This is a genomic window from Coprococcus aceti, from assembly GCF_025567285.1.
Classification (GTDB): Bacteria; Bacillota; Clostridia; order Lachnospirales; family Lachnospiraceae; genus Coprococcus; species Coprococcus aceti.
In genome coordinates this window covers 1-19103 of the sequence record NZ_JAOQJT010000015.1, presented here as the reverse complement: position 1 = coordinate 19103, position 19103 = coordinate 1, and the positions used below count along the sequence as shown (strand labels likewise).

General features: G+C 42.6%; 23 protein-coding genes and 1 pseudogene. 21 read left to right on the top strand and 3 right to left on the bottom strand.

Going from position 1 to position 19103, the window contains the following annotated elements:
* Positions 1-157 precede the first annotated feature (157 nt).
* The 16 genes and pseudogenes from OCV54_RS14120 to OCV54_RS14045 all read left to right on the top strand — a co-directional run bounded on the left by OCV54_RS14120 (position 158) and on the right by OCV54_RS14045 (position 11712).
* On the top strand, positions 158-565 hold the full coding sequence (locus OCV54_RS14120; RefSeq protein ID WP_055147668.1) for a hypothetical protein: 408 nt from the start codon (positions 158-160) through the stop codon (positions 563-565).
* Between the two features lie 264 nt (positions 566-829).
* Complete coding sequence (locus OCV54_RS14115) at positions 830-1609, top strand: hypothetical protein (protein ID WP_055147671.1); 780 nt, start codon at positions 830-832, stop codon at positions 1607-1609.
* Between the two features lie 9 nt (positions 1610-1618).
* Positions 1619-2788 carry a type IV secretory system conjugative DNA transfer family protein gene (locus OCV54_RS14110; protein ID WP_055224652.1) on the top strand — a complete coding sequence of 390 codons (1170 nt, stop codon included), beginning with the start codon at positions 1619-1621 and terminating at the stop codon, positions 2786-2788.
* An 85-nt stretch (positions 2789-2873) separates the two neighbouring features.
* On the top strand, positions 2874-4736 hold the full coding sequence (locus tag OCV54_RS14105) for a recombinase family protein (protein ID WP_012744311.1): 1863 nt from the start codon (positions 2874-2876) through the stop codon (positions 4734-4736).
* A 111-nt stretch (positions 4737-4847) separates the two neighbouring features.
* Positions 4848-5060, top strand: a complete 213-nt coding sequence (locus OCV54_RS14100) for a hypothetical protein (RefSeq protein WP_004853604.1) — start codon at positions 4848-4850, stop codon at positions 5058-5060.
* Positions 5057-6286: a plasmid recombination protein gene (locus OCV54_RS14095; RefSeq protein WP_004853606.1), complete on the top strand. Its 1230-nt coding sequence runs from the start codon at positions 5057-5059 to the stop codon at positions 6284-6286. Before OCV54_RS14100 ends, OCV54_RS14095 begins: the two co-directional genes overlap by 4 nt.
* Before the next feature lie 2 nt (positions 6287-6288).
* The gene (locus tag OCV54_RS14090; protein ID WP_004853608.1) at positions 6289-6924 is read left to right on the top strand and encodes a CHC2 zinc finger domain-containing protein; all 636 of its coding nucleotides are present in this window, start codon (positions 6289-6291) and stop codon (positions 6922-6924) included.
* The gene (locus OCV54_RS14085; RefSeq protein WP_330378014.1) at positions 6878-8164 is read left to right on the top strand and encodes a virulence-associated E family protein; all 1287 of its coding nucleotides are present in this window, start codon (positions 6878-6880) and stop codon (positions 8162-8164) included. Before OCV54_RS14090 ends, OCV54_RS14085 begins: the two co-directional genes overlap by 47 nt.
* Positions 8165-8430: 266 nt before the next feature.
* Positions 8431-8595 carry a transposon-encoded TnpW family protein gene (locus OCV54_RS14080; RefSeq protein WP_004853612.1) on the top strand — a complete coding sequence of 55 codons (165 nt, stop codon included), beginning with the start codon at positions 8431-8433 and terminating at the stop codon, positions 8593-8595.
* Between the two features lie 112 nt (positions 8596-8707).
* Positions 8708-9154, top strand: a complete 447-nt coding sequence (locus tag OCV54_RS14075) for a hypothetical protein (protein WP_015533334.1) — start codon at positions 8708-8710, stop codon at positions 9152-9154.
* A 147-nt stretch (positions 9155-9301) separates the two neighbouring features.
* Positions 9302-10087 (top strand): annotated as a pseudogene (locus OCV54_RS14070) (VirD4-like conjugal transfer protein, CD1115 family); the annotation flags it as partial.
* Entirely contained in the window at positions 10044-10241 is a 198-nt protein-coding gene (locus OCV54_RS14875) for a winged helix-turn-helix transcriptional regulator (protein ID WP_081445879.1), read from the top strand. The pseudogene OCV54_RS14070 and the gene OCV54_RS14875, both read left to right, overlap by 44 nt.
* 5 nt (positions 10242-10246) lie before the next feature.
* Positions 10247-10399 (top strand): hypothetical protein, encoded by a 153-nt coding sequence (locus OCV54_RS14060; protein ID WP_004853620.1) that lies wholly within the window; start codon positions 10247-10249, stop codon positions 10397-10399.
* Positions 10389-10661, top strand: coding sequence for a GNAT family N-acetyltransferase (locus tag OCV54_RS14055; RefSeq protein WP_004853622.1), 273 nt, complete (start codon positions 10389-10391; stop codon positions 10659-10661). Before OCV54_RS14060 ends, OCV54_RS14055 begins: the two co-directional genes overlap by 11 nt.
* A 5-nt stretch (positions 10662-10666) precedes the next feature.
* On the top strand, positions 10667-11365 hold the full coding sequence (locus tag OCV54_RS14050; RefSeq protein ID WP_004853624.1) for a transglutaminase-like domain-containing protein: 699 nt from the start codon (positions 10667-10669) through the stop codon (positions 11363-11365).
* 23 nt (positions 11366-11388) lie between these two features.
* On the top strand, positions 11389-11712 hold the full coding sequence (locus OCV54_RS14045) for an ankyrin repeat domain-containing protein (RefSeq protein WP_055147677.1): 324 nt from the start codon (positions 11389-11391) through the stop codon (positions 11710-11712).
* Positions 11713-11717: 5 nt separating this feature from the next.
* Here OCV54_RS14045 and OCV54_RS14040 read toward each other — a convergent pair whose 3' ends face one another.
* The 3 genes from OCV54_RS14040 to OCV54_RS14030 all read right to left on the bottom strand — a co-directional run bounded on the left by OCV54_RS14040 (position 11718) and on the right by OCV54_RS14030 (position 13962).
* Positions 11718-12329: an L-2-amino-thiazoline-4-carboxylic acid hydrolase gene (locus OCV54_RS14040; RefSeq protein WP_055224647.1), complete on the bottom strand. Its 612-nt coding sequence runs from the start codon at positions 12327-12329 to the stop codon at positions 11718-11720.
* Positions 12330-12401: 72 nt separating this feature from the next.
* Positions 12402-13223, bottom strand: a complete 822-nt coding sequence (locus OCV54_RS14035) for a class I SAM-dependent methyltransferase (RefSeq protein ID WP_055224645.1) — start codon at positions 13221-13223, stop codon at positions 12402-12404.
* A 73-nt stretch (positions 13224-13296) separates the two neighbouring features.
* A complete protein-coding gene (locus tag OCV54_RS14030) occupies positions 13297-13962 on the bottom strand; it encodes a TetR/AcrR family transcriptional regulator (protein WP_055224643.1) in 666 nt (221 codons plus the stop codon).
* Between the two features lie 350 nt (positions 13963-14312).
* Between OCV54_RS14030 and OCV54_RS14025 the strand changes: the two genes are divergently transcribed.
* From OCV54_RS14025 to OCV54_RS14005, 5 genes are all read left to right on the top strand, one after another.
* Entirely contained in the window at positions 14313-14789 is a 477-nt protein-coding gene (locus OCV54_RS14025; RefSeq protein ID WP_004853634.1) for a flavodoxin, read from the top strand.
* Positions 14790-14882: 93 nt separating this feature from the next.
* Positions 14883-15650 carry a carboxymuconolactone decarboxylase family protein gene (locus OCV54_RS14020; RefSeq protein WP_055224641.1) on the top strand — a complete coding sequence of 256 codons (768 nt, stop codon included), beginning with the start codon at positions 14883-14885 and terminating at the stop codon, positions 15648-15650.
* Between the two features lie 370 nt (positions 15651-16020).
* Entirely contained in the window at positions 16021-16467 is a 447-nt protein-coding gene (locus OCV54_RS14015; protein WP_055224639.1) for a YunG family protein, read from the top strand.
* Positions 16468-16644: 177 nt separating this feature from the next.
* Positions 16645-17097 (top strand): 8-oxo-dGTP diphosphatase, encoded by a 453-nt coding sequence (locus OCV54_RS14010; RefSeq protein WP_070099149.1) that lies wholly within the window; start codon positions 16645-16647, stop codon positions 17095-17097.
* 117 nt (positions 17098-17214) lie between these two features.
* Positions 17215-18633, top strand: a complete 1419-nt coding sequence (locus OCV54_RS14005; RefSeq protein WP_262563540.1) for a zinc ribbon domain-containing protein — start codon at positions 17215-17217, stop codon at positions 18631-18633.
* The last annotated feature ends 470 nt before the right edge of the window (positions 18634-19103 follow it).

Sequence of the window (19103 nt, the reverse complement as noted above, 5' to 3'; positions counted from 1 at the left end):
GGCTACACCCCCTTGCGCCGCTAAAGCGACTATCCCCTGTGTACTTGCCGTCCGCAAACGGTTTTGACAAACCGTCCGCCGCCAGCAAGTTTGAAAGCGACTAAAATGAATTTTATGGAACAAACAAATCGGTAGTTGACAAAGGAGTTGAGCTGATATGAAAAAGAAAATCATCATATTGCTGTCTGTTGTGATAATTCTTTTGATTGGCATTGTTGTATGGTTTAATATTCCACTCGACTTGATGGACTTAGACCCTAATGAGGTCATGGAAATAGTTGTTTTCAATGGCAATAGCGGAAACGCAACACATATTACCGACAAAGAGCAGATTCAGCATATTGTCGAAAATTTGAATGGCGTCGAAGTAAAGCGGTCAAAGCCATCTTTGGAATATACGGGATATAGTTTCAAAGTTACTATTTATTTGTCTGATGGCAACGAGGCAGGCGATTGGAATAATTTTATTATCAACTCAGATGATACAATTAGAAAAGATCCGTTTTTCTATTCTGTTACAAAGGGAAATATTGATTACAGCTATATTGAAGGTATCGTAGAATAACAAAAATTCAAGTTTGTAGGGAACAACAGCTAAGACAATTTTATAAAAAAACAGCGTTAGAGCATTTATGTGTAAAAGCATGAATGCTCTTTTTTTGTCTCTTCAAGGACAAAGAACAAGAAAGCAGCTTTTGGACAAATTGTCCAGAAGTTCAAATAAAAATGAAGGAGGACACCTGATGTATAGCAAAAATGGTATTCCGTGGGTAAGACCACCCACACAGGACAGGAAGCACAGAGAAAATAATATCGGGAGGACAGAACAATGGTCGATGAATTGACGCAGGAGTCGTTCCAGACAGGAAAGGCGATTGTGACTGTCAGCGTAGATCTGATTACTGCCATTGCAGATGCGTGCAAGCGGTCTGAACAGCAGAATCCTGGTATGAGCGAGGAACAGAAGGAGACATTGCTCGGCAAGGTTGTCGATAAGGTAATGTCGAATTATAAGGAAACGCATGGCTCATTAAAGGGATTCAACAGAGAGGGCAAAGATGTCACGCATATTGATGTAAATGATGAGAGAACAGCGGAGCTTTTGGAGAAAGCCTGTAAGAAAAGTCATATTCCGGTGGATATGAAAAAGGTAACGAGGGCAGATGGTTCCATCACGCATACTGCATTCTGTGAAGTGAAAAGCATAGACCAGATGGCAGCATTACTGAAGATGGCTTCCGAACGGGTACTTGAGGAGCAGAAGGAAATGACCAAGACACTTGTACTTTACGATGATAAGGGCAAGGAGGTTATGTCGGCTGACTTTGTAAATAATGGTGAGATAAATATGGATGATGTGGAAACACTGTCAAGATTCTCTACGAGATTTGAGATCAAGGATCACAAGAATGAAGTTTTGGAATCAAGAAGTATCACACCAAATGCAAAGGAGGAAATCAAGGAAGCGGCGAGAAAACATAATCCGAAGAAGGATAAGTCGCTTACGGAGCGAATTAAGGACAAGAAGGAGCAGTCACAGAAGAAACAGAAAGACAAGAACCGGCAGCGAGAGAAAACGAAGAAAAAGAGCCGGGATACAAGTTTATAGGTGGTGCTTATGGGGAATAAGAATATCGGCGGTGCCATACTTGATGACCTAAAGGCATTACCTAAGAAGATACTGAAACCGTATTACAAGAATGGAAAGCTGAATGCGAATAAGATAGCGATTGATGGAATCCCGTTTGTAATCATATTTTATGTGATAAATAAGTATGTGCAGGCGGTGGTATCAGCAGATGGCGGCGATATGCTGGATAAGTGTGTCAAAGCATTTTCACTGATATTCCAGGTCAAGCCTTATTTTACACCATCGTTTAAGCTGACACCGCTTATCTGTGGTATCGGGGCAGGTGTGGCATTCAAGCTCTTCATGAACTCCAGAAAGAAGAATGCCAAGCAGTTCCGTCCGAGAGAGGAATATGGCTCTGCCAAGTGGGGAACGGATAAGGATTTTGAACCATATACAGACCCGGTTAAGTGGAACAACATTCCGCTGACTGCAACAGAGTGGCTCAGAATGACGAGACCGGAACACCCAAAGTACGACAGAAACAAAAATATCCTGATTGTCGGAGGTTCCGGAGCAGGAAAAACAAGAGGATTTGTGAAACCGTCACTTATGCAGATGCAGTGTTCATATGTTGTGACTGATCCAAAGGGAACTGTACTTGAAGAAGTTGGCACCATGCTTGCAAGAGGGGCATGGGAGCTTGATGACAAGGGTAACAAAGTACCGAAAGTCGGCAAGAACGGACAGGTCTTAAAGACCAAATCCGGCAAGGTGATCTATAAGAGAACACCATATAAGATAAAGGTATTCAACACAATCAATTTCGCAAAGTCCATGCATTATAACCCATTTGCATATATTCACACGGAGCAGGATGTGCTTAAATTCGTGAATACGCTGATTGCAAATACAAAGGGTGAAGGTGCGCAGAGCGGAGAAGATTTCTGGGTGAAAGCTGAGAGGCTGCTGTTCACAGCGTATGTGGCGTACATTGTGAAATACTGTAAGAAGAGTGAGAGAAATTTTGTCTCACTTTTAGCCATGATAGATGCGTCGGAAACAAGAGAAGAGGATGAGGACTTTGAGAATGCCATTGACCTTATGTTCAAAGACATAGAATTTGGTAATGATGAAGAGGGCATAGAAGCTGATCCGGATTCTTTTGCAGTACGACAGTATCATAAATATAAACTTGCGGCAGGTGTAATAAGATGAAAGAGACTTTTTAGTACCTTAACAGATTAAAGATTCTCTTTGAGCTTATTACTTTTGGCTCAAATACAGAGGAAAGGAGCAGAACATGAGTAGTGAGAAAATAATTGTATTATATGAACGATTAAGCCGAGAGGATGAGAACCTTGGGGAGTCGTACAGTATATCAAATCAAAAGAAGCTGCTGGAAGATTATTGCAGAGAAAAAGGGTGGACCAGGTTCAGGCACTTCACTGATGATGGTATATCCGGCACAACCTTTGACAGACCATCCTTTAAGGCTATGATACAGCTTGTGGAAGATGGAGAAGTGGAAACCATTATTCTAAAGGATATGAGCCGGTTAGGGCGGGATTATCTTGTGGTAGGTCAGCTCCGGGAGTTCTTTCGCAAAAAGGGAGTTCGTCTGATTGCAATTAACGATAATCATGACAGTTACAATGGAGATGACGATTTCCTTGTATTCAGGGATGTTATGAATGAAATGTATGCCAAGGATATCAGCAAAAAGATAAAATCCACATTCAAATCCAAGGGAAAATCCGGAAAGCATGTGGCAAGTGTTACACCATACGGATACCTGAAAGATGAAAATGACGGAAACCATTGGATTGTGGATGAAGAAGCTGCCGAAATTGTGAGGCTGATATTCAAATGGACTATTGATGGGCTGGGTCCTTATCAGATAGCAAAACTTCTGCAGGAGAAAAAAGTGGAAATACCGGCAGTGCATATGGCACGCTTCGGGCAGGGGAATAACAGAAACAAGAAAGTGAAAGACCCTTATGGATGGGGTTCTTCTACAGTAGTCGGGATATTGAAGAAAAGGGAATACTTAGGTCACACGGTCAATTTTAAAACACAGAAGCATTTTAAGGATAAAAAGAGCCATTATGTATCAGAGGACAACTGGGTAATATTTGAGAATACGCAGGAGCCGATTATTGACCAGCAGACCTTTGATACAGTGCAGAAATTACGGGAAAATGTAAGGAGATACCCGGACGGATGGGGAGAGCATCATGTTCTTACCGGTCTTATGTATTGTGCTGACTGTGGTGCAAAAATGTATGTGCACCGGACAAGCAATGGAAAGAGGATTGCCCAGTATACCTGTTCTGCTTATACCAAGGTACCTTGCGGAACATTGTGCAAGACACAGCACAGGATTAACGAGTCAGTGGTGCTGGAACTGATAGGAGACACACTCAGGGCAATCTTTGAATATGCAAAGTATGACCGGAGCGAGTTCATAGACACCATAACAATGGCACAGTCAACACAGGAGGATGCAGAGGTAAAAAAGGTCAGGGCAAGAATCGCAGTGGCTGGAAATCGCTGTGAGGAGCTGGAGAAGCTAATCTGCCGTATTTATGAGGACAATATTCTCGGCAAACTACCGGACAGCAGATATGAGGTTCTTGATAAGCAGTATGCCAGGGAAAAAGCGGAGCTGGATGCAGAGATTAAGGAGCTGGAAGCGAAGCTCACAGAATATGAGAAAAGCAGAAATTCTGCCGGCAAGTTTATTGCACTGATTGATAAATATGAGAAGTTCGAGGAACTGACACCGGCAATGGTAAATGAATTTGTTGATAAGGTGCTGGTGCATGAAAGAGACAGAAAGGGGAGCATCCAAACCACGCAGGAGATTGAAATCTATTTCAATTTTGTTGGTCGGTATGTTCCACCGGCAATGATGACAGAACCTACTGCTGAAGAGCAGGCTGAGATTGACCGGATTAACAGAATCAAGGACAGGAGACATCAGCAGTATTTACGAAGAAAAGAAAGTGGATGGCAGAGGAAATATGAAGAGCGTGTAAAAAATGAAAAGCGTGCAAAAATGCAGGCAATGAAAGAAGAAATCCGCAGGCAGGACAGGGAGAACGGAGTCTATGCAACGGCAGGCAGTCTTGCATTGGAACCGACGATTGGAATGCCTGAATAGGATTTCGCAGAAAGCACTTGAGAGAAGTCTTGGGTGCTTTTTTCATGCTCAAATTTCCGCAGGAAATGCAGGGCAACCGGAGAAGTTGAACTGTGTTATCCGTCCTGTGGGATGACAGATTTCAACTCCTTCGGAGCAGAGTACAGAGGTGCAACCTTTGTCGGAGTTGAGAGGCAGAGCCTTCATCAGGTCAAGGGCAGAAGCCCTGCCCAGTTTATTGTCGTAGCGACAATAAGTACTGGGTATTACTTGCCGCAAACGCAAGGGTTTATCGGCTCCGCCATCAAAAAAACAAAACAGTGGAGAGGAGAGAAAAGACAATGAAAGCTTCAAGGCATAATGGCAGAAGTGGAAAGCATGGAGTCTATGATGTAAAGCATAATGACAGGGATTTTGATGTGGAGCACAGTGAACATATTGATTCGGAAAGAACAAAGCAGAATGTTTACTGGGACTGCTATCAGGGTTACAGTTTTGCGGGCAGTTCCCAAGAGAGGCAGTTTAATTTTACAGAAATTGAGCGTGCCTATTACTATGAGCATTATTCAGATTTTGTGGATGCACAGAATGAGAGGAATGAGCAGGCAAGGCATCCGGAGAGAAACAGAACGATTGATGATGTACTGAAAAACAATAAGACCTGCCCGGAAGAAAGCGTGATACAGCTTGGCAATATAGACCATGCGGTTACACCGGATGTGCTAGCTAAGGTATCAGCAGAGTTCTTTGACGAGTTCAATAAAAGATATGGCTCCCACATTCATATATTGGACTGGGCACTGCACCTGGATGAGGCAACCCCGCATATTCATGAGAGGCATGTATTTGACGCAAAAAACAAATATGGAGAATTATGTCCCCAGCAGGATAAGGCACTGGAAGAGCTTGGCTTTGAACTGCCTGACCCAGCAAAAAAGAAAGGGAAATACAATAACCGGAAAATGAACTTTGATGCAGAATGCAGAAAATTGTTTTTGGAGATAGCACAGAGAAACGGAGTGCAGGTGGAGTGTGAGCCGGTTTATGGTGGTGCAGGCTATCTTGAAAAGCAGGACTTTATAATTGAAAATCAGAAAAAGCGAATTGCAGAGAAGCAGGCAGTTCTGGATGAGATTACCATGAGAGTTTTGGATATGGAGAATTTTGTGGAACAGGTAGCTGAGGATGCCTATGAAAAAGCGTGTGAGGCAGTATCTGATACAATGGCAGAGCAGACCAGGGCGGAAGATATTGAGGAGCTTCGCAGATATAAAAAGTGGCTGACCTCGGATGAGAGAAAGACACCAAAGGACAAGCGGGATTTTGTCGGAAGGTGTCTTGATAATTTGGAAAACAGGCTCAGGGGCATGGCACAGAAAGTAGCCGGGAAAGTAATGGAAACATTGCAAAATCCACGCATAAAGGAGCAAAAGAAGTCTGAGGTAAAGGAACATGCAAGGAAGTCAGTCCGTGCCCTTCTTGAGGCAAACAGGAAGCTTGTAGAGGAGCAGAGAGCAAAGGTGGCAGAAACACCAGCACACAAAAAAGCAAGGGGAGAGGAATTGGGATAAGCATGAATGTATTTGCAGTAGTGAAAGAAAATGTCACTGCAAGGCAGGTGGCTATGCAGTATGGCATCAAAATCAACCGGAGTGGGCTGGCTTGTTGTCCGTTTCATAAAGACAAGACTCCCAGCATGAAGATTGATAAGAGATACTATTGTTTCGGCTGTGGAGATACCGGAGATGCGATAGATTTTGTGGCAAAATATTTCGGGCTTGCACCAAAGGAAGCTGCAATGAAGATTGCATCTGACTTTGGACTGAATTATGACGCAACCAACCGGGCACCACCGAAAAAGATGGCACCAAAGAAAACACCGGAGCAGATACTGGATGAAGAGCAGAAGCAGTGTTTTTGTGTTCTGTCAGACTATTATCATCTGTTAAGGAAATGGAAAACAGAATATGCACCGAAGAGCATGGATGAGGAATGGCATCCCTGCTTTGTAGAAGCTCTGCAGAATATCAGTAAAGTGGAATATCAGCTTGATACTCTCCTTGAAAAGGATATCCCTGACAGAGCTTCTGTTGTTTCTGACATTGGAAAGGGGGTGAAGTCGATTGCAGGAAGAATTGAAGAGTATCGGAGAAGTCAGGGCGATGCTGGAGAGCACAGAAAAGGGAGAAGTCAGGAAAACAGTCGGTAACTATCGTCTGATTTTGATGAATGACCCTAATCTGCAGGGTGCATTCCGTCTGAACATGTTTACGGATAAAATCGACATTACAAGGGATTTGGGATGGTATCGTGAAAGCGACAGCCTGACGGATGTTGATTTGAAATTCCTTGTTGTCTACCTTGAAAAGCATTATGGATTATCCAACGAAAAGCGGATTGAGGATGTGATAAAGGTCGTGGCAAATGAAAACAGATACCATCCGGTTCTTGACCGCATCAATTCCATAACATGGGATGGCTGGGAGAGGATACGCTATGCACTGCATCACTTCTTAGGGGCAGAGGTCAGTGAGTACACCTATGAGGTAATGAAGCTTTTTATGATAGGGACGATAGCAAGAATTTCATGCCCGGGCATCAAGTTTGAAGTAATGCTCTGCCTGGTAGGTGGTCAGGGAGCCGGTAAATCCACTTTTCTGCGTTTCCTTGCCATGGAAGATGACTGGTTTACGGATGACTTGAAGAAAATGGATGATGATAATGTATACCGAAAAATACAGGGGCATCTGATTATAGAGTTCCCTGAAATGGTGGCAATTCTCAATGCCAAGAATGTGGAAGATACCAAGTCCTTTATGAGCAGACAGAAAGACACTTACAAGACCCCATACGACAGGCATCCCAAAGACCACAAGAGGCAGTGCGTGTTTGCCGGTTCATCAAATTCGCTGGATTTCCTGCCTATGGACAGGTCGGGAAACCGAAGATTTCTGCCTATTCTTTGCAATATGGAAGAGGCGGAAACTCATATACTCGATGATGAAAAGACATCAAGGGAATATATCGACCAGATGTGGGCAGAGGCTATGGAAATCTACAGGAGTGGCAAATGCCAGCTGAGGCTTCCGAAAGAGATGGAAAAAGAGCTTTGTGAGTATCAGAAGCAGTTTATGCAGGAAGATACCAAGAAAGAGCTGATTCTTGACTATTTGGAGCATTACGAGGGAAGCATGGTATGTTCAAGGCAGTTATATTCTGAGGCATTGGGAAATGACGGAAATCCGGCACAATGGGAAATTCGTGAGATTAATGACATTATGAATAACTGCAGTAATTGGATTGCCTTTAGTAATCCAAGACATTTTCCTGAACCATACCGCAGGCAGAAAGGATGGGAGAAGCCTGACAACAGAGGTCAGGATTTTCAACCGATAACCAAGGAGCAGATGGAGCAGTTATCATTGCCACCGGAGTGGATGGAGAGATAAATGCCTGATAGGTTGTCGGCTGGTTGTCTATCCCGTTGCCAACCCCGTTGTCGGTTCTATGTTCTATAAAACCTTATATTTACTATGTTTTTAAGGGATATATATAGTTCTGACAACGAAAGCAACGGAATATTTGAGAAAAAGTAAATTTAGGAAAAGTAACTATAAATAAAAGGAATTGAGAGTTTTTAGAGGTCGGTTGTCAGCTTCCGGTTGTCAGCTGAAAGAGGCTCTTCCTTACCAGGCAGACATAAAGGAGAACACAAATGGAGAATAGAAAATCACACACACCGGTAGCACTCAGAAAGCAGATAGGTGGCACAATGTATGTTGTGAGAGTGCATTTCAATGAGGATGCCGAAGAAAGCATGAAGGACAAGATAAAGAGGCTGATTGAGAATGATGTTAGGGCAAATCAGCATACGGCATAGGTAGAAAAGCATATGGAAAACTTGCATATATTGTGGTATAATTAGTATGTTCAATAAGAGCGAAAAATAAGAATATTCTTAACAGATGAATTTATGGAAGGGTGAATTTATCATGAGGAAGAATGTAAAAATCATTGTTGGTGTCGTTGTGCTTATTCTTGTACTCGTTGTTGGTTCTTTTGTAGGACTCATAATTAACCGTACCAACGACCATAAATTTGGGAGATATGTATCAACGGAAGGTCCTTGGGGAATGACTGCCACCTGGGTATCGGAGGACAGTGCCAGTTATCTTGTCTGCAAGAAGGAAAACGATGAACCGTTTGCCAATGTTACAGCCTATTTTCAGGGTGTGGACGGTTGGCAGGCCTATGAGTTGAATAGCATCGATAGAATTGTTTATCTGGACATTGTAAAAGATGGCGTTGTTGTTGACGGCACCAGCGGCTATATGAAATTTGATGGAACTACATTTACTATTACAGATCTGGACAAAGATACCTTTGGTGCAGATGAATTTCATTATGTCATTACCGATAAGGAGTTCAGTCCCGATTAAAGTGTCAAACCTATTCCAGTTTGGGCATGAGGTTGCCGAAAATCAAAAGTGAATAAAAATGACTTTATAGCCATTGTGGAGAAATCTACAGTGGCTTTTTTCATGCAATGAAATGTATGGGTACTAAAAAGTCTTTGACATTTTGTTTCAGGTAAGACAGCCAAGAGTATTCTGGTTTCCTGTGGTGCGAGACTTGCGCCATTTGACATCAAGGAAGTCAGGGAGATAACAGCATATGATGAACTCGACTTAGGGGACATCGGTAGAAGAAAGACAGCACTGTTTGTCATTATTTCGGATACAGATGATTCCCTTAATTTTTTGGTATCAATCATGTACACACAGCTTTTCAATCTGCTCTGCACGATTGCAGACGATGAATACCATGGAAAGCTCCCGGTACATGTGCGGTGTATCCTGGACGAGTTCGCAAACATCGGACAGATTCCGAAGTTTGACAAGCTGATTGCCACCATACGAAGCAGAGAGATATCGGCATCCATTATCCTACAGTCTAAGGCACAGTTAAAGTCAATTTATAAGGATAACGCGGAGACAATCGAGGGTAACTGCGACACATTTCTGTTTTTAGGTGGCAAGGAAAAGTCAACATTAAAAGATCTGTCGGAAGTGCTGGGTAAGGAAACGATTGACACGTACAACACCTCTGATACCAGAGGAACATCTCAGTCCTATGGTCTGAACTATCAGAAACTTGGGCGGGAACTTATGAGCCAAGACCGCCTGGCTCTTATGGATGGCGGCAAATGTATATTGCAGGTGCGTGGAGTAAGACCGTTCTTTTCAGATAAGGTCGATATAACCGCAAACGAGATGTACAAAGAGCTTTCGGATTTTGACAAGAAAAATCAATTTGACATTGAGAAATATGTTTCCGAATATGGAAAACCAAAGTTTTCTAAGATCATATGATGAGATTCCTCCGAGAGTTGAATACTCACTTACAGATAAGGGCAGATCCGTTGTACCGATACTTAAGAGTATTTGTCAGTGGTCAGGAACCTTTTACAAGGAAGACAACGAAAACGAGATGACACAGTGCCAGAAATGTGACCATAGGGGGTAGACATAATGATAAAATATACAGAAGAGAAAACATTTACACAGGATCAGGTACAGGAGCTTTTTAAGTCGGTTGGGTGGATCTCGGCAGAATACCCACAGAGACTTCACAAAGCACTTATGAACTCACAGACTGTTCTTACCGCATGGGATGGTGGGTGAGCGCCTTGTCGGACTTGCAAGAGTGTTGGATGATTCAGAGCTGGTGGCATTTGTACACTATGTTCTTGTGCATCCTGAATATCAGGGGCAGAAAATAGCCGGAAATATGGTAGAATATATTAGAGATAAATATAAGAATTATCTGTACATAGAGGGAATGCAGGAGGACAGCAAGAATGTCGCTTTCTATGAGAGACACGGTTTCCACGTTATGGAAGGTGGCACACCGATACAGATATGCAATTTTTCGGATAAGAGGTAAAAGGGATGCACGATTATTTGACAGAGACAAAGATGCTCGACTATTCAAATGAGAATATCAAGCAGCTCATCAGAGAGAGAAAGTGGAGTGACATGGCAGAGTTTGAACGCCTGAAGGCCATTTATACATTTGTCAGGGATGAGATATTGTTTGGATATAATGTGGATGACAGTGTCCCGGCGTCCAGGGTGCTGCGGGATGGCTATGGACAGTGCAACACCAAGGGAACATTGTTCATGGCGCTGCTTAGAGCCTGCGATATCCCGTGCAGAGTGCATGGATTTACCATTGATAAAAAGCTACAGAAGGGCGCTATGACAGGAATCGTATACAGAAATGCACCACAGAATGTATTCCATAGCTGGGTAGAAGTGTATTTTGAAAACAGGTGGTATGAGCTTGAGGCGTTTATTCTGGATATGGGATATCTAAAAAAGCTGCAGGCGAAATACAGTGAGTGTACGGGTGCATTTTGCGGATTTGGAGTGGCAGTTAAGGACTTTAAGAATCCTGTTATAGATTTTGACAGGAATAATACATATATCCAGAGCGAAGGTATCAATCAGGATTTCGGAGTGTATGATTCGCCGGATGAACTGTTAAAAGAACACCATCAGGAGATGTCAAGGGTGAAGGCGTTCCTGTACAGAAACTGGGGAAGGCATATGATGAACAGGAATGTCAGGAAGATCAGGGGTAAGTAGAATAGAATATGGGAGGTACACACATGGCAAAGAGAAAAACACTGCCAAAGGATTTTGAGCAGCTTGTGCAGACGGCAAGTGATGAGGACATCAAGAAGGTATTGGGCAAATGCGACATCAATGCATATGGCGGATACAACAAGGGAAATGCACTGGAATTTCCACTTTCAGAGGAGATGATGCGGTGGCTGATAGAGCAGGGGATCGACATCAACTATGTTGACCAGTATGGCTACACACCGCTGCTTTATCATGCTGGAAGAATGTCATCAGAGAAACAGGCAATAGCGCTGGTGACACTGAATCTGAATCCTATGGCAGTGGGAGAACTTGATTATAAAAGATAGATCAATTACTGTGACTTCCGTCCATAGCGGAAGTCACAGTAAGCTCCATTTTCGGCAAGGGTCTGTGTCCTTGTGAGCTTCATGCCCATCATGTCAGCGAGCACGTAGTCCATACGGCACAGATACTTTGCCAGTTCAAAGCATCCCTCGTCACGGCAGAGATTACAGATCCCGCAGTTGTGATAATCATAGCCGAGTACGAAGTCATCGTTTGGCCCGCCCTCGATGATGTCAAGAACCCAGTCATTCTTATAGCGTCTCAGATGAGATTCCTCAGACCATTTCTTCCTTCCCGGAAGCTTTTTTTCATCGAGATAGCTGTCTGCATTTCCAATAACCATATGAAAAAGTTTATTGTTGTACAGCCCGTCTTTGTACAGGCTGAAACATTCCTCCGGTGAAAGAGAAGTCTTTCTGTTTAGTGCGATGAAATATGCGCCCATGCAGTATGAGCTCATGAGGTGCGACTTTCCTATGTCATCGGCACGCTCAAGGACTGCTTTGTATTCGTTCTTTATAGCCTTACTGTTAAGGCTTAGATGCTGTGCTTTTGCCTGTTTCATGCATGAATTGTGATAGAAATAGCCAAATAATTTCTGCGTAAATCCATATTCCATAGTTACATATCCTTTCTATTCTATTTGACACCAGTCAAATTATCAATACAGGTCAATTATTGGCCTGTCGATTTATTTAAAGCGTATCTCGATTATCTGACACATGCAGGATTTGTCCAGGTGCTTAAAAACAGTGTTGAGTACAAATCCATATCGTTTGTCAAGAGGTCTGTACCCTGTGAGATATCCTTTCCTGATGACAGAACTGAATGAAGAACTCCAGCTCTTAAGTTCCGAGAGTTCATCGACACTGAAATAAACACCGATGTTGTCATCACAGTCCTTGAGCCATGTCTTCAGCATGTTCTTAAGACCCTTTTTCTTCGTCGCGTCAAATACCAGCTTGCCTCCAGGAAAATGTTCAGCCATGGCGGCAAACAAAGTCTTAACCTGCTCAGTTTTGAAATAGTAGAATACCCCCGATGCGAAGAATACGATCCCGTCCTCAGGGCGGAAATCTATCTTGTCAAACCATGAGAGATCGTTGAGGTCACAGGCGATATTTGTCTCGCGTTCACGCTCACCTAAAAGTTCATTGCGGACAGCTATGGCGTCAGGAAAATCCAGATTGTACGCACGTGCCTGTCCGTTATCCACCTGGCTGAATGTTGTGTCGAGACCACAGCCGAGGTTCACAACACAGGCTCTTGGATGATTCTTGAGATACGATCGGCAGACGGATGCCAGATCATATTGTCTGGTGGCAGCCATGATAGCACCGATTTTCTCCATGATACCTTTCCTGTTATAGTCTATCTCGACCTCGTTGTATATTCTCTGGCAGTCAAGATCATTAAAGTTTCCCGGATACATCTCCATGGCACGCTTTCTTCCGTACAGTGGAAGAAGAAGAGTTTCCTGGACAGAGCCTTTTTCGATTTTCTTTTTTTCCATTTTCTTTCCTCCTATAAGATGTGTCGTCATTTTTGCTTATGAGAACGTGACAGCCCGATGAAGTGCGATAGTGTTATTTGTCCTGATTATCAGGCGTTTTGCCAATTTGCAGTTCTGCTTCTATTCCGTGCAGCAGAACATTCATAGCTTCCATAAAAGCAATTTTCATCTCTGGCGTGATTCCACTTTGACATGTGTCATCTGCGATTATTTCACAGACCATTGAGAATTCGGCCAGAGAGAGCATATACACGGTCCTTTCAGATAATTTTCTTGTTGCGATTCCGCGTTTGTACAATTCATCATAATACTTAATCGCAAAACCGGCGCTTCTTTCTATATAGATACTGCGGAATTTCTCCAGACATTTGCCTGAGTCATTTTTCAGCAGCATATGAAAGAGCTGCATGTCGCCCTCAAGCATATCGAAGATCTGCACCGATACTCTGGAATACAACACATTGAGCAGCTCGTCATCTGACATGGCAGTGAAGTCTATTCCGATCATGGATTCAGTGACTTCCATGAGCTTTCTGCCGCTTTCCTCAAATATCTCGTCAAACATTTCCTCTTTGCCTGAGAAATGCTTGTATATTGCGCCTGCGGTTATACCGACCCTTGCGGCGATCTTACGCATGGACGCCTCCTGATATCCAACCTCAAGAAAGACTTCCATGGCACTTTTCAGTATTGCCGCCCTTGTTTCCTTTGTACTTCCCCGAATGATAGCCACCTCCATTTACTATTTGGTAAACAATGTTTACTTTATATCACATGGGATTTGCAAAATCAAGCGACCAGAAGATTAAATGAGTTAATTGAAAATTTCTATCATTAAGCGACCAATGTAACAATATGCCTTTTAGGCATAACAGATAATTCGATATAGGTATTAGACATATAGATATATCAGGACTAAAATAAGCATGTATTGAAAAGTATTTGCTTATTTTTATGCTCATACATTCATAGGATGTGTGGGCGGATATTGGAATGTGTCAGGTTTTTGACGAAGACTTGACATGCAGCATCATTCCACGTCAAAGGTGATTAGAATGGGATGACGTTTAGTTGAAGGAGGTTTACATAATGTCAAAAAAGCTTATAGCATATTTCAGCGCAAGTGGAACCACGAAAAAGGTTGCAGAGATGATATCGGAGGCAGCAGGCGCAGATTTGTACGAGATCAAACCAAAGGAGCTGTACACCAAGGCTGACCTCGACTGGATGAACAAGAAATCCAGGAGCAGCGTCGAGATGAGCGACAAGAAGCTTAGACCGGAGCTTGATGATTCAAATGCACACATTGAGAATTATGATGAGATAGTACTTGGATTCCCTATCTGGTGGTATGTGGCTCCAACAATCATCAATACATTCCTTGAGAAATACGACTTCACAGGCAAGAAGATCACACTGTTTGCAACATCGGGCGGAAGTGGATTGGGCAACACGATCAAGGAACTCCAGCCGTCAGCACCGGGAGCTGAGTTTGTAGAAGGTGGACTACTGAACAGGGCAAACAGACAGGAAATCGAAAAGTGGGTTGACAAAACCCTCGCGTAAAGAATAGATGTGTGACAAATTCACGAGAGATGATAATAACCTTCATGCATCCGACGAATATATGAAACAGAGTTACATTTGGAGGAGAAAAATATGGCAAAGATAGTACAGACAGCGGGAAGAAATGCACTCGGAGAGTTCGCTCCTGAGTTTGCACATTTTAATGATGATGTTCTCTTTGGAGAGAACTGGAACAACAATGACATCGATGTAAAGACCAGAAGTATCATAACTGTTGTGGCACTCATGGCACAGGGAATCACTGACTCATCGCTGAAGTTCCATCTTCAGAATGCGAAGGATCACGGTGTATCACAGAAGGAGATCGCAGCGGTCATCACACATGTTGGCTTCTACGCCGGCTGGCCAAAGGCGTGGGCAGTATTCAATCTTGCAAAGGAAGTGTGGGAAGTGAATGAGGGCGATCTTCCATACGAGGACGAGGCCATGAGAGCACATGCAAAGAGCATGGTATTTTCTATCGGACAGCCAAATGATGCATTTGCCCAGTATTTCATAGGACACAGCTATCTCTTTCCGGTATCGACAAGTCAGGTTGGAGTGTTCAACGTGACATTTGAGCCGGGCTGCCGTAACAACTGGCATATCCATCACGCAAAGAGCGGCGGCGGCCAGATACTTGTGTGTGTCGGCGGACGCGGATATTATCAGGAGGAGGGCAAGCCTGCAATTGAGATGAAACCAGGTGACTGTATCAACATTCCTGCTGAGGTAAAACACTGGCACGGCGCAGCTCCTGATAGTTGGTTCAGCCATCTTGCAATCGAGGTTCCAGGTGAGGAGACATCAAATGAGTGGTGTGAGCCTGTGACGGATGAGGAGTACGGAAAGCTGCAGTAGAGCTGTAGTAAATAACGCAAGTGACAATATCATATGAATATATATAGGCCATCCTGGTATAAATATGATTCGCGGTTGAATGCGAATGGATATTTATATCCGGGTGGCTTTTTGTTTCGACAAGAGCCTTGACGGATATATGATAACCACTGTACCTTAAGGGCGGCGGTGTGGTAAGATAGAAAATATTGGAGTGCTAGAAAATACTGTGGAATAATACCGTATATTAAATACTGAGAATTTACAGTGTGAGTGATATAATGAAGCAAGAAAGTTGATGTAAGGATGTTGATGTAATGAAGGCAGCTGGACAAAAGAAGTATCGAATGTAGAAGTATGATGGAATAATGTAGTATCGAAGGTGAGATGGATGGACAACGGAAAAAAGACATACAATTTCTGGGGCTGGAAGAATGCAGATGCACCGGCCATCAAAGATGAATATCCGGGGATAAATACCCCAACAGATCTATACGATGCACTGAGTCATATCTGGTGTGCGGATACCTGTGCGCCGAGGATGAGGGACAGATGGACAAATGAGAATATGACGCTGGGGCAGTGTTCCATCACTGCTTTTCTGGCACAGGATATATTTGGTGGAAAGGTGTACGGTATAAAGAGACCAGGCGGAAACTATCATTGTTACAATGTGATAGGCGACTGCGCTTTTGATCTCACAAGCGAGCAGTTCGGCGATGAAGTCTTGAATTACGAGGATAATCCGGAACAGCAGAGAGAGGTACATTTTGCTAAGGAAGAGAAAAGACAGAGGTATGAGTATCTGAAGGCTGCGCTCGGGGAATATACAAAATGATGTAGATAACAAATATGACATTCTGAAAAAGAGTATCAGATAATTAAGCTCGTTGTGATAGTAACGTGTTATCGTACTCGCACATTATGATATATAGTATATAGTATATAGAGTGCGATATAAATCCATAGACCGGAGAATACATACAGAATGTATAGAAACAACAGGATGGAGAAAATGGCGGAAATAGAGAAGGTAATATTTATGAATATGTGCATGGTATATGATCACGCTGGGCGTGTACTGGCACTCGATAAAGTAGGGAAAAGCTATTCCGGAACGACATTCCCTGGTGGACATGTGGAACCCGGAGAGACATTCACAGAATCGGTGATACGAGAGATATATGAGGAGACCGGGCTGACCATAAGCAATCCAAAGCTCACCGGAATATATCACTGGATGACCGGAGCTGTGAGAAATGTCGGATTTCTGTACAAGACGGATGAGTATCAGGGGGAACTTATATCTTCAGAAGAGGGCAAAGTGTACTGGATATCGGGAGAAGAGTTCCTGCGAAAACCGCTTGCACCAGGAATGGAACAGGTGTGGCAGATGATGCACGATGACAGTGCGTCGGAATGTCTGCAGACACTTACGAAAAATGGCATAGTTTCAAAGATACAATAACAATAAAAGTTTAATGGGATTTATGGGGGAAAGAAAATGTCAATATTTTCAGATATATCAAATATAACAAGCAAAAAACGTAAACTAGAAGTGCCAAAGCCAAAAACAAACTTATTTGTGAGGGGTATAGTGTTGTTTGCATTTGGACTCCTTGGTGCCTCAGTCTACACAATTGAAGATATAGACAAGACACCGGCTCTTGTTTTTCTGTGTATTGGAGCGGCTTTGATCATAGCCGCTATAATTTCTTTGATCTGTTATGGAAAACAGGTGACAGCATTTAAGAAATATACTCCAACATGGGAGAAACACAGAAGTATATTTGATGATTTTGCCATAGAATTAAATCATTGGTATGATTCTGACATGCGTCCACGCAGCTGTGATGGAGACACATCATATATTCTTCGCCTTCAGAAGGATAGAATGGCACGGAAGGGCATTCGTATGATACAGCATACATCACCTGTGAAGAGAGAAACGATGGGAACTACAAGAGTGCCTCGAAAGACATCCTGGTACACAGTTGATCTCATGTATGAGGGGGTTGACAGGCATCTGCAATTCCAGAATTCAACCGGCATAATATATGAGCGTGTAACCGAAGATACGATGTACGAGACAGTTGTCCATACTCCAAATGAGCAGGAACTTACACGTATGTCCATGACTTGTCCAAACTGCGGTGCAGTCAGCCCTGTGGCAGCTCTCACGGAAGGCTGCCCTTATTGTCGTACGGTTTTTCGTATCAGTGATCTGTTTCCCCGTGTAACAAATATATTTTTTATACGAGAGAATGCTTCTACAAAGAATCAGAAGAAGATGGGAAAGACCACAGGGATAACAATGCTGGTTTTCTTCCTTGCATGTTTTATACCTTCTTTTCTCGACCGGGAAACGCCAATACCGCAGGCTTTGTTTATGTCATTTTTTGTAGCACTTATTATGGGCGGAATATTTGGATATATAATTTCTATTATTATATTTATGACAAAACAGTTCAACAGGGATGGACGAAAGAGGATACCGTTCTGGTCCTATGTGACAACAAAAGGAAAGGTCAAAAGTGCATTTGCACCATATGATCCGTATTTTTCATTTGAGAAGTTTGAGGGACAGATCATATCTCTTATCCGTATGGCGATTATGTCAGACCACCCGGAGAATCTGGCATCATATTGTGGTGGAACATTAAATCCATATTTTCGGGATATTATAGAAATGACATATATGCAGGCTATGACAGTGCAGGATATACATATGGAGGGAAGTCATCTGTGCATGACACTCAGAACATGGTGGATAAATTATAGTGAGAAGAATGGACGCGTCAACAGGTGCGGAGACTGTATAGACGTTACACTTCGGAGAAATGTTGCTTACATGGAACCTCCTGGATTCTCCATTACATCTGTGTATTGCAGGAATTGTGGAGCAAGCTTTGATTCTGTCCGTCAGAGAAACTGCCCATATTGCGGAACCGTATATCACATGGAGAATGAAGGCTTTATAATTGAAAGACTTGAGCTGGTATAGGCAAAGAGTATAGATACAATATAAGCTGAGTATAAAGGAAACGGAGAAACTAACAGGTATAGTATCTTAAAATCTGATTATAACGAGGAATATAAAAGAAAGAAATAAAAAGAAAATAAGAAGAGAATAAGAAAATACATAATAGGAAAAACACAAAAATAGAAAAAAGAAAAAATATGCTTGACATTGTAAAATGATGGTGGTATCTTATAAAAGCTGTCGCGTGAGACGGTGTCAGAAACATCTATAAAGCATCAGATTTTGAGATTTATTCGTTATATAATCACCCGATTATGACACGAAATCAGTACATAAGAACTGAAGAAACAGCTTGAAAAAAGATGAAAAAAGTTGTTGACATTGATAAATGAATGTGATAGTATTTAGAAGTTGTCGCTGAGAGGCGAAAACATAAAGAACCTTGAAAAATTAACAACATGACAACCCTGAAATTCCAAACAAGAATTTCA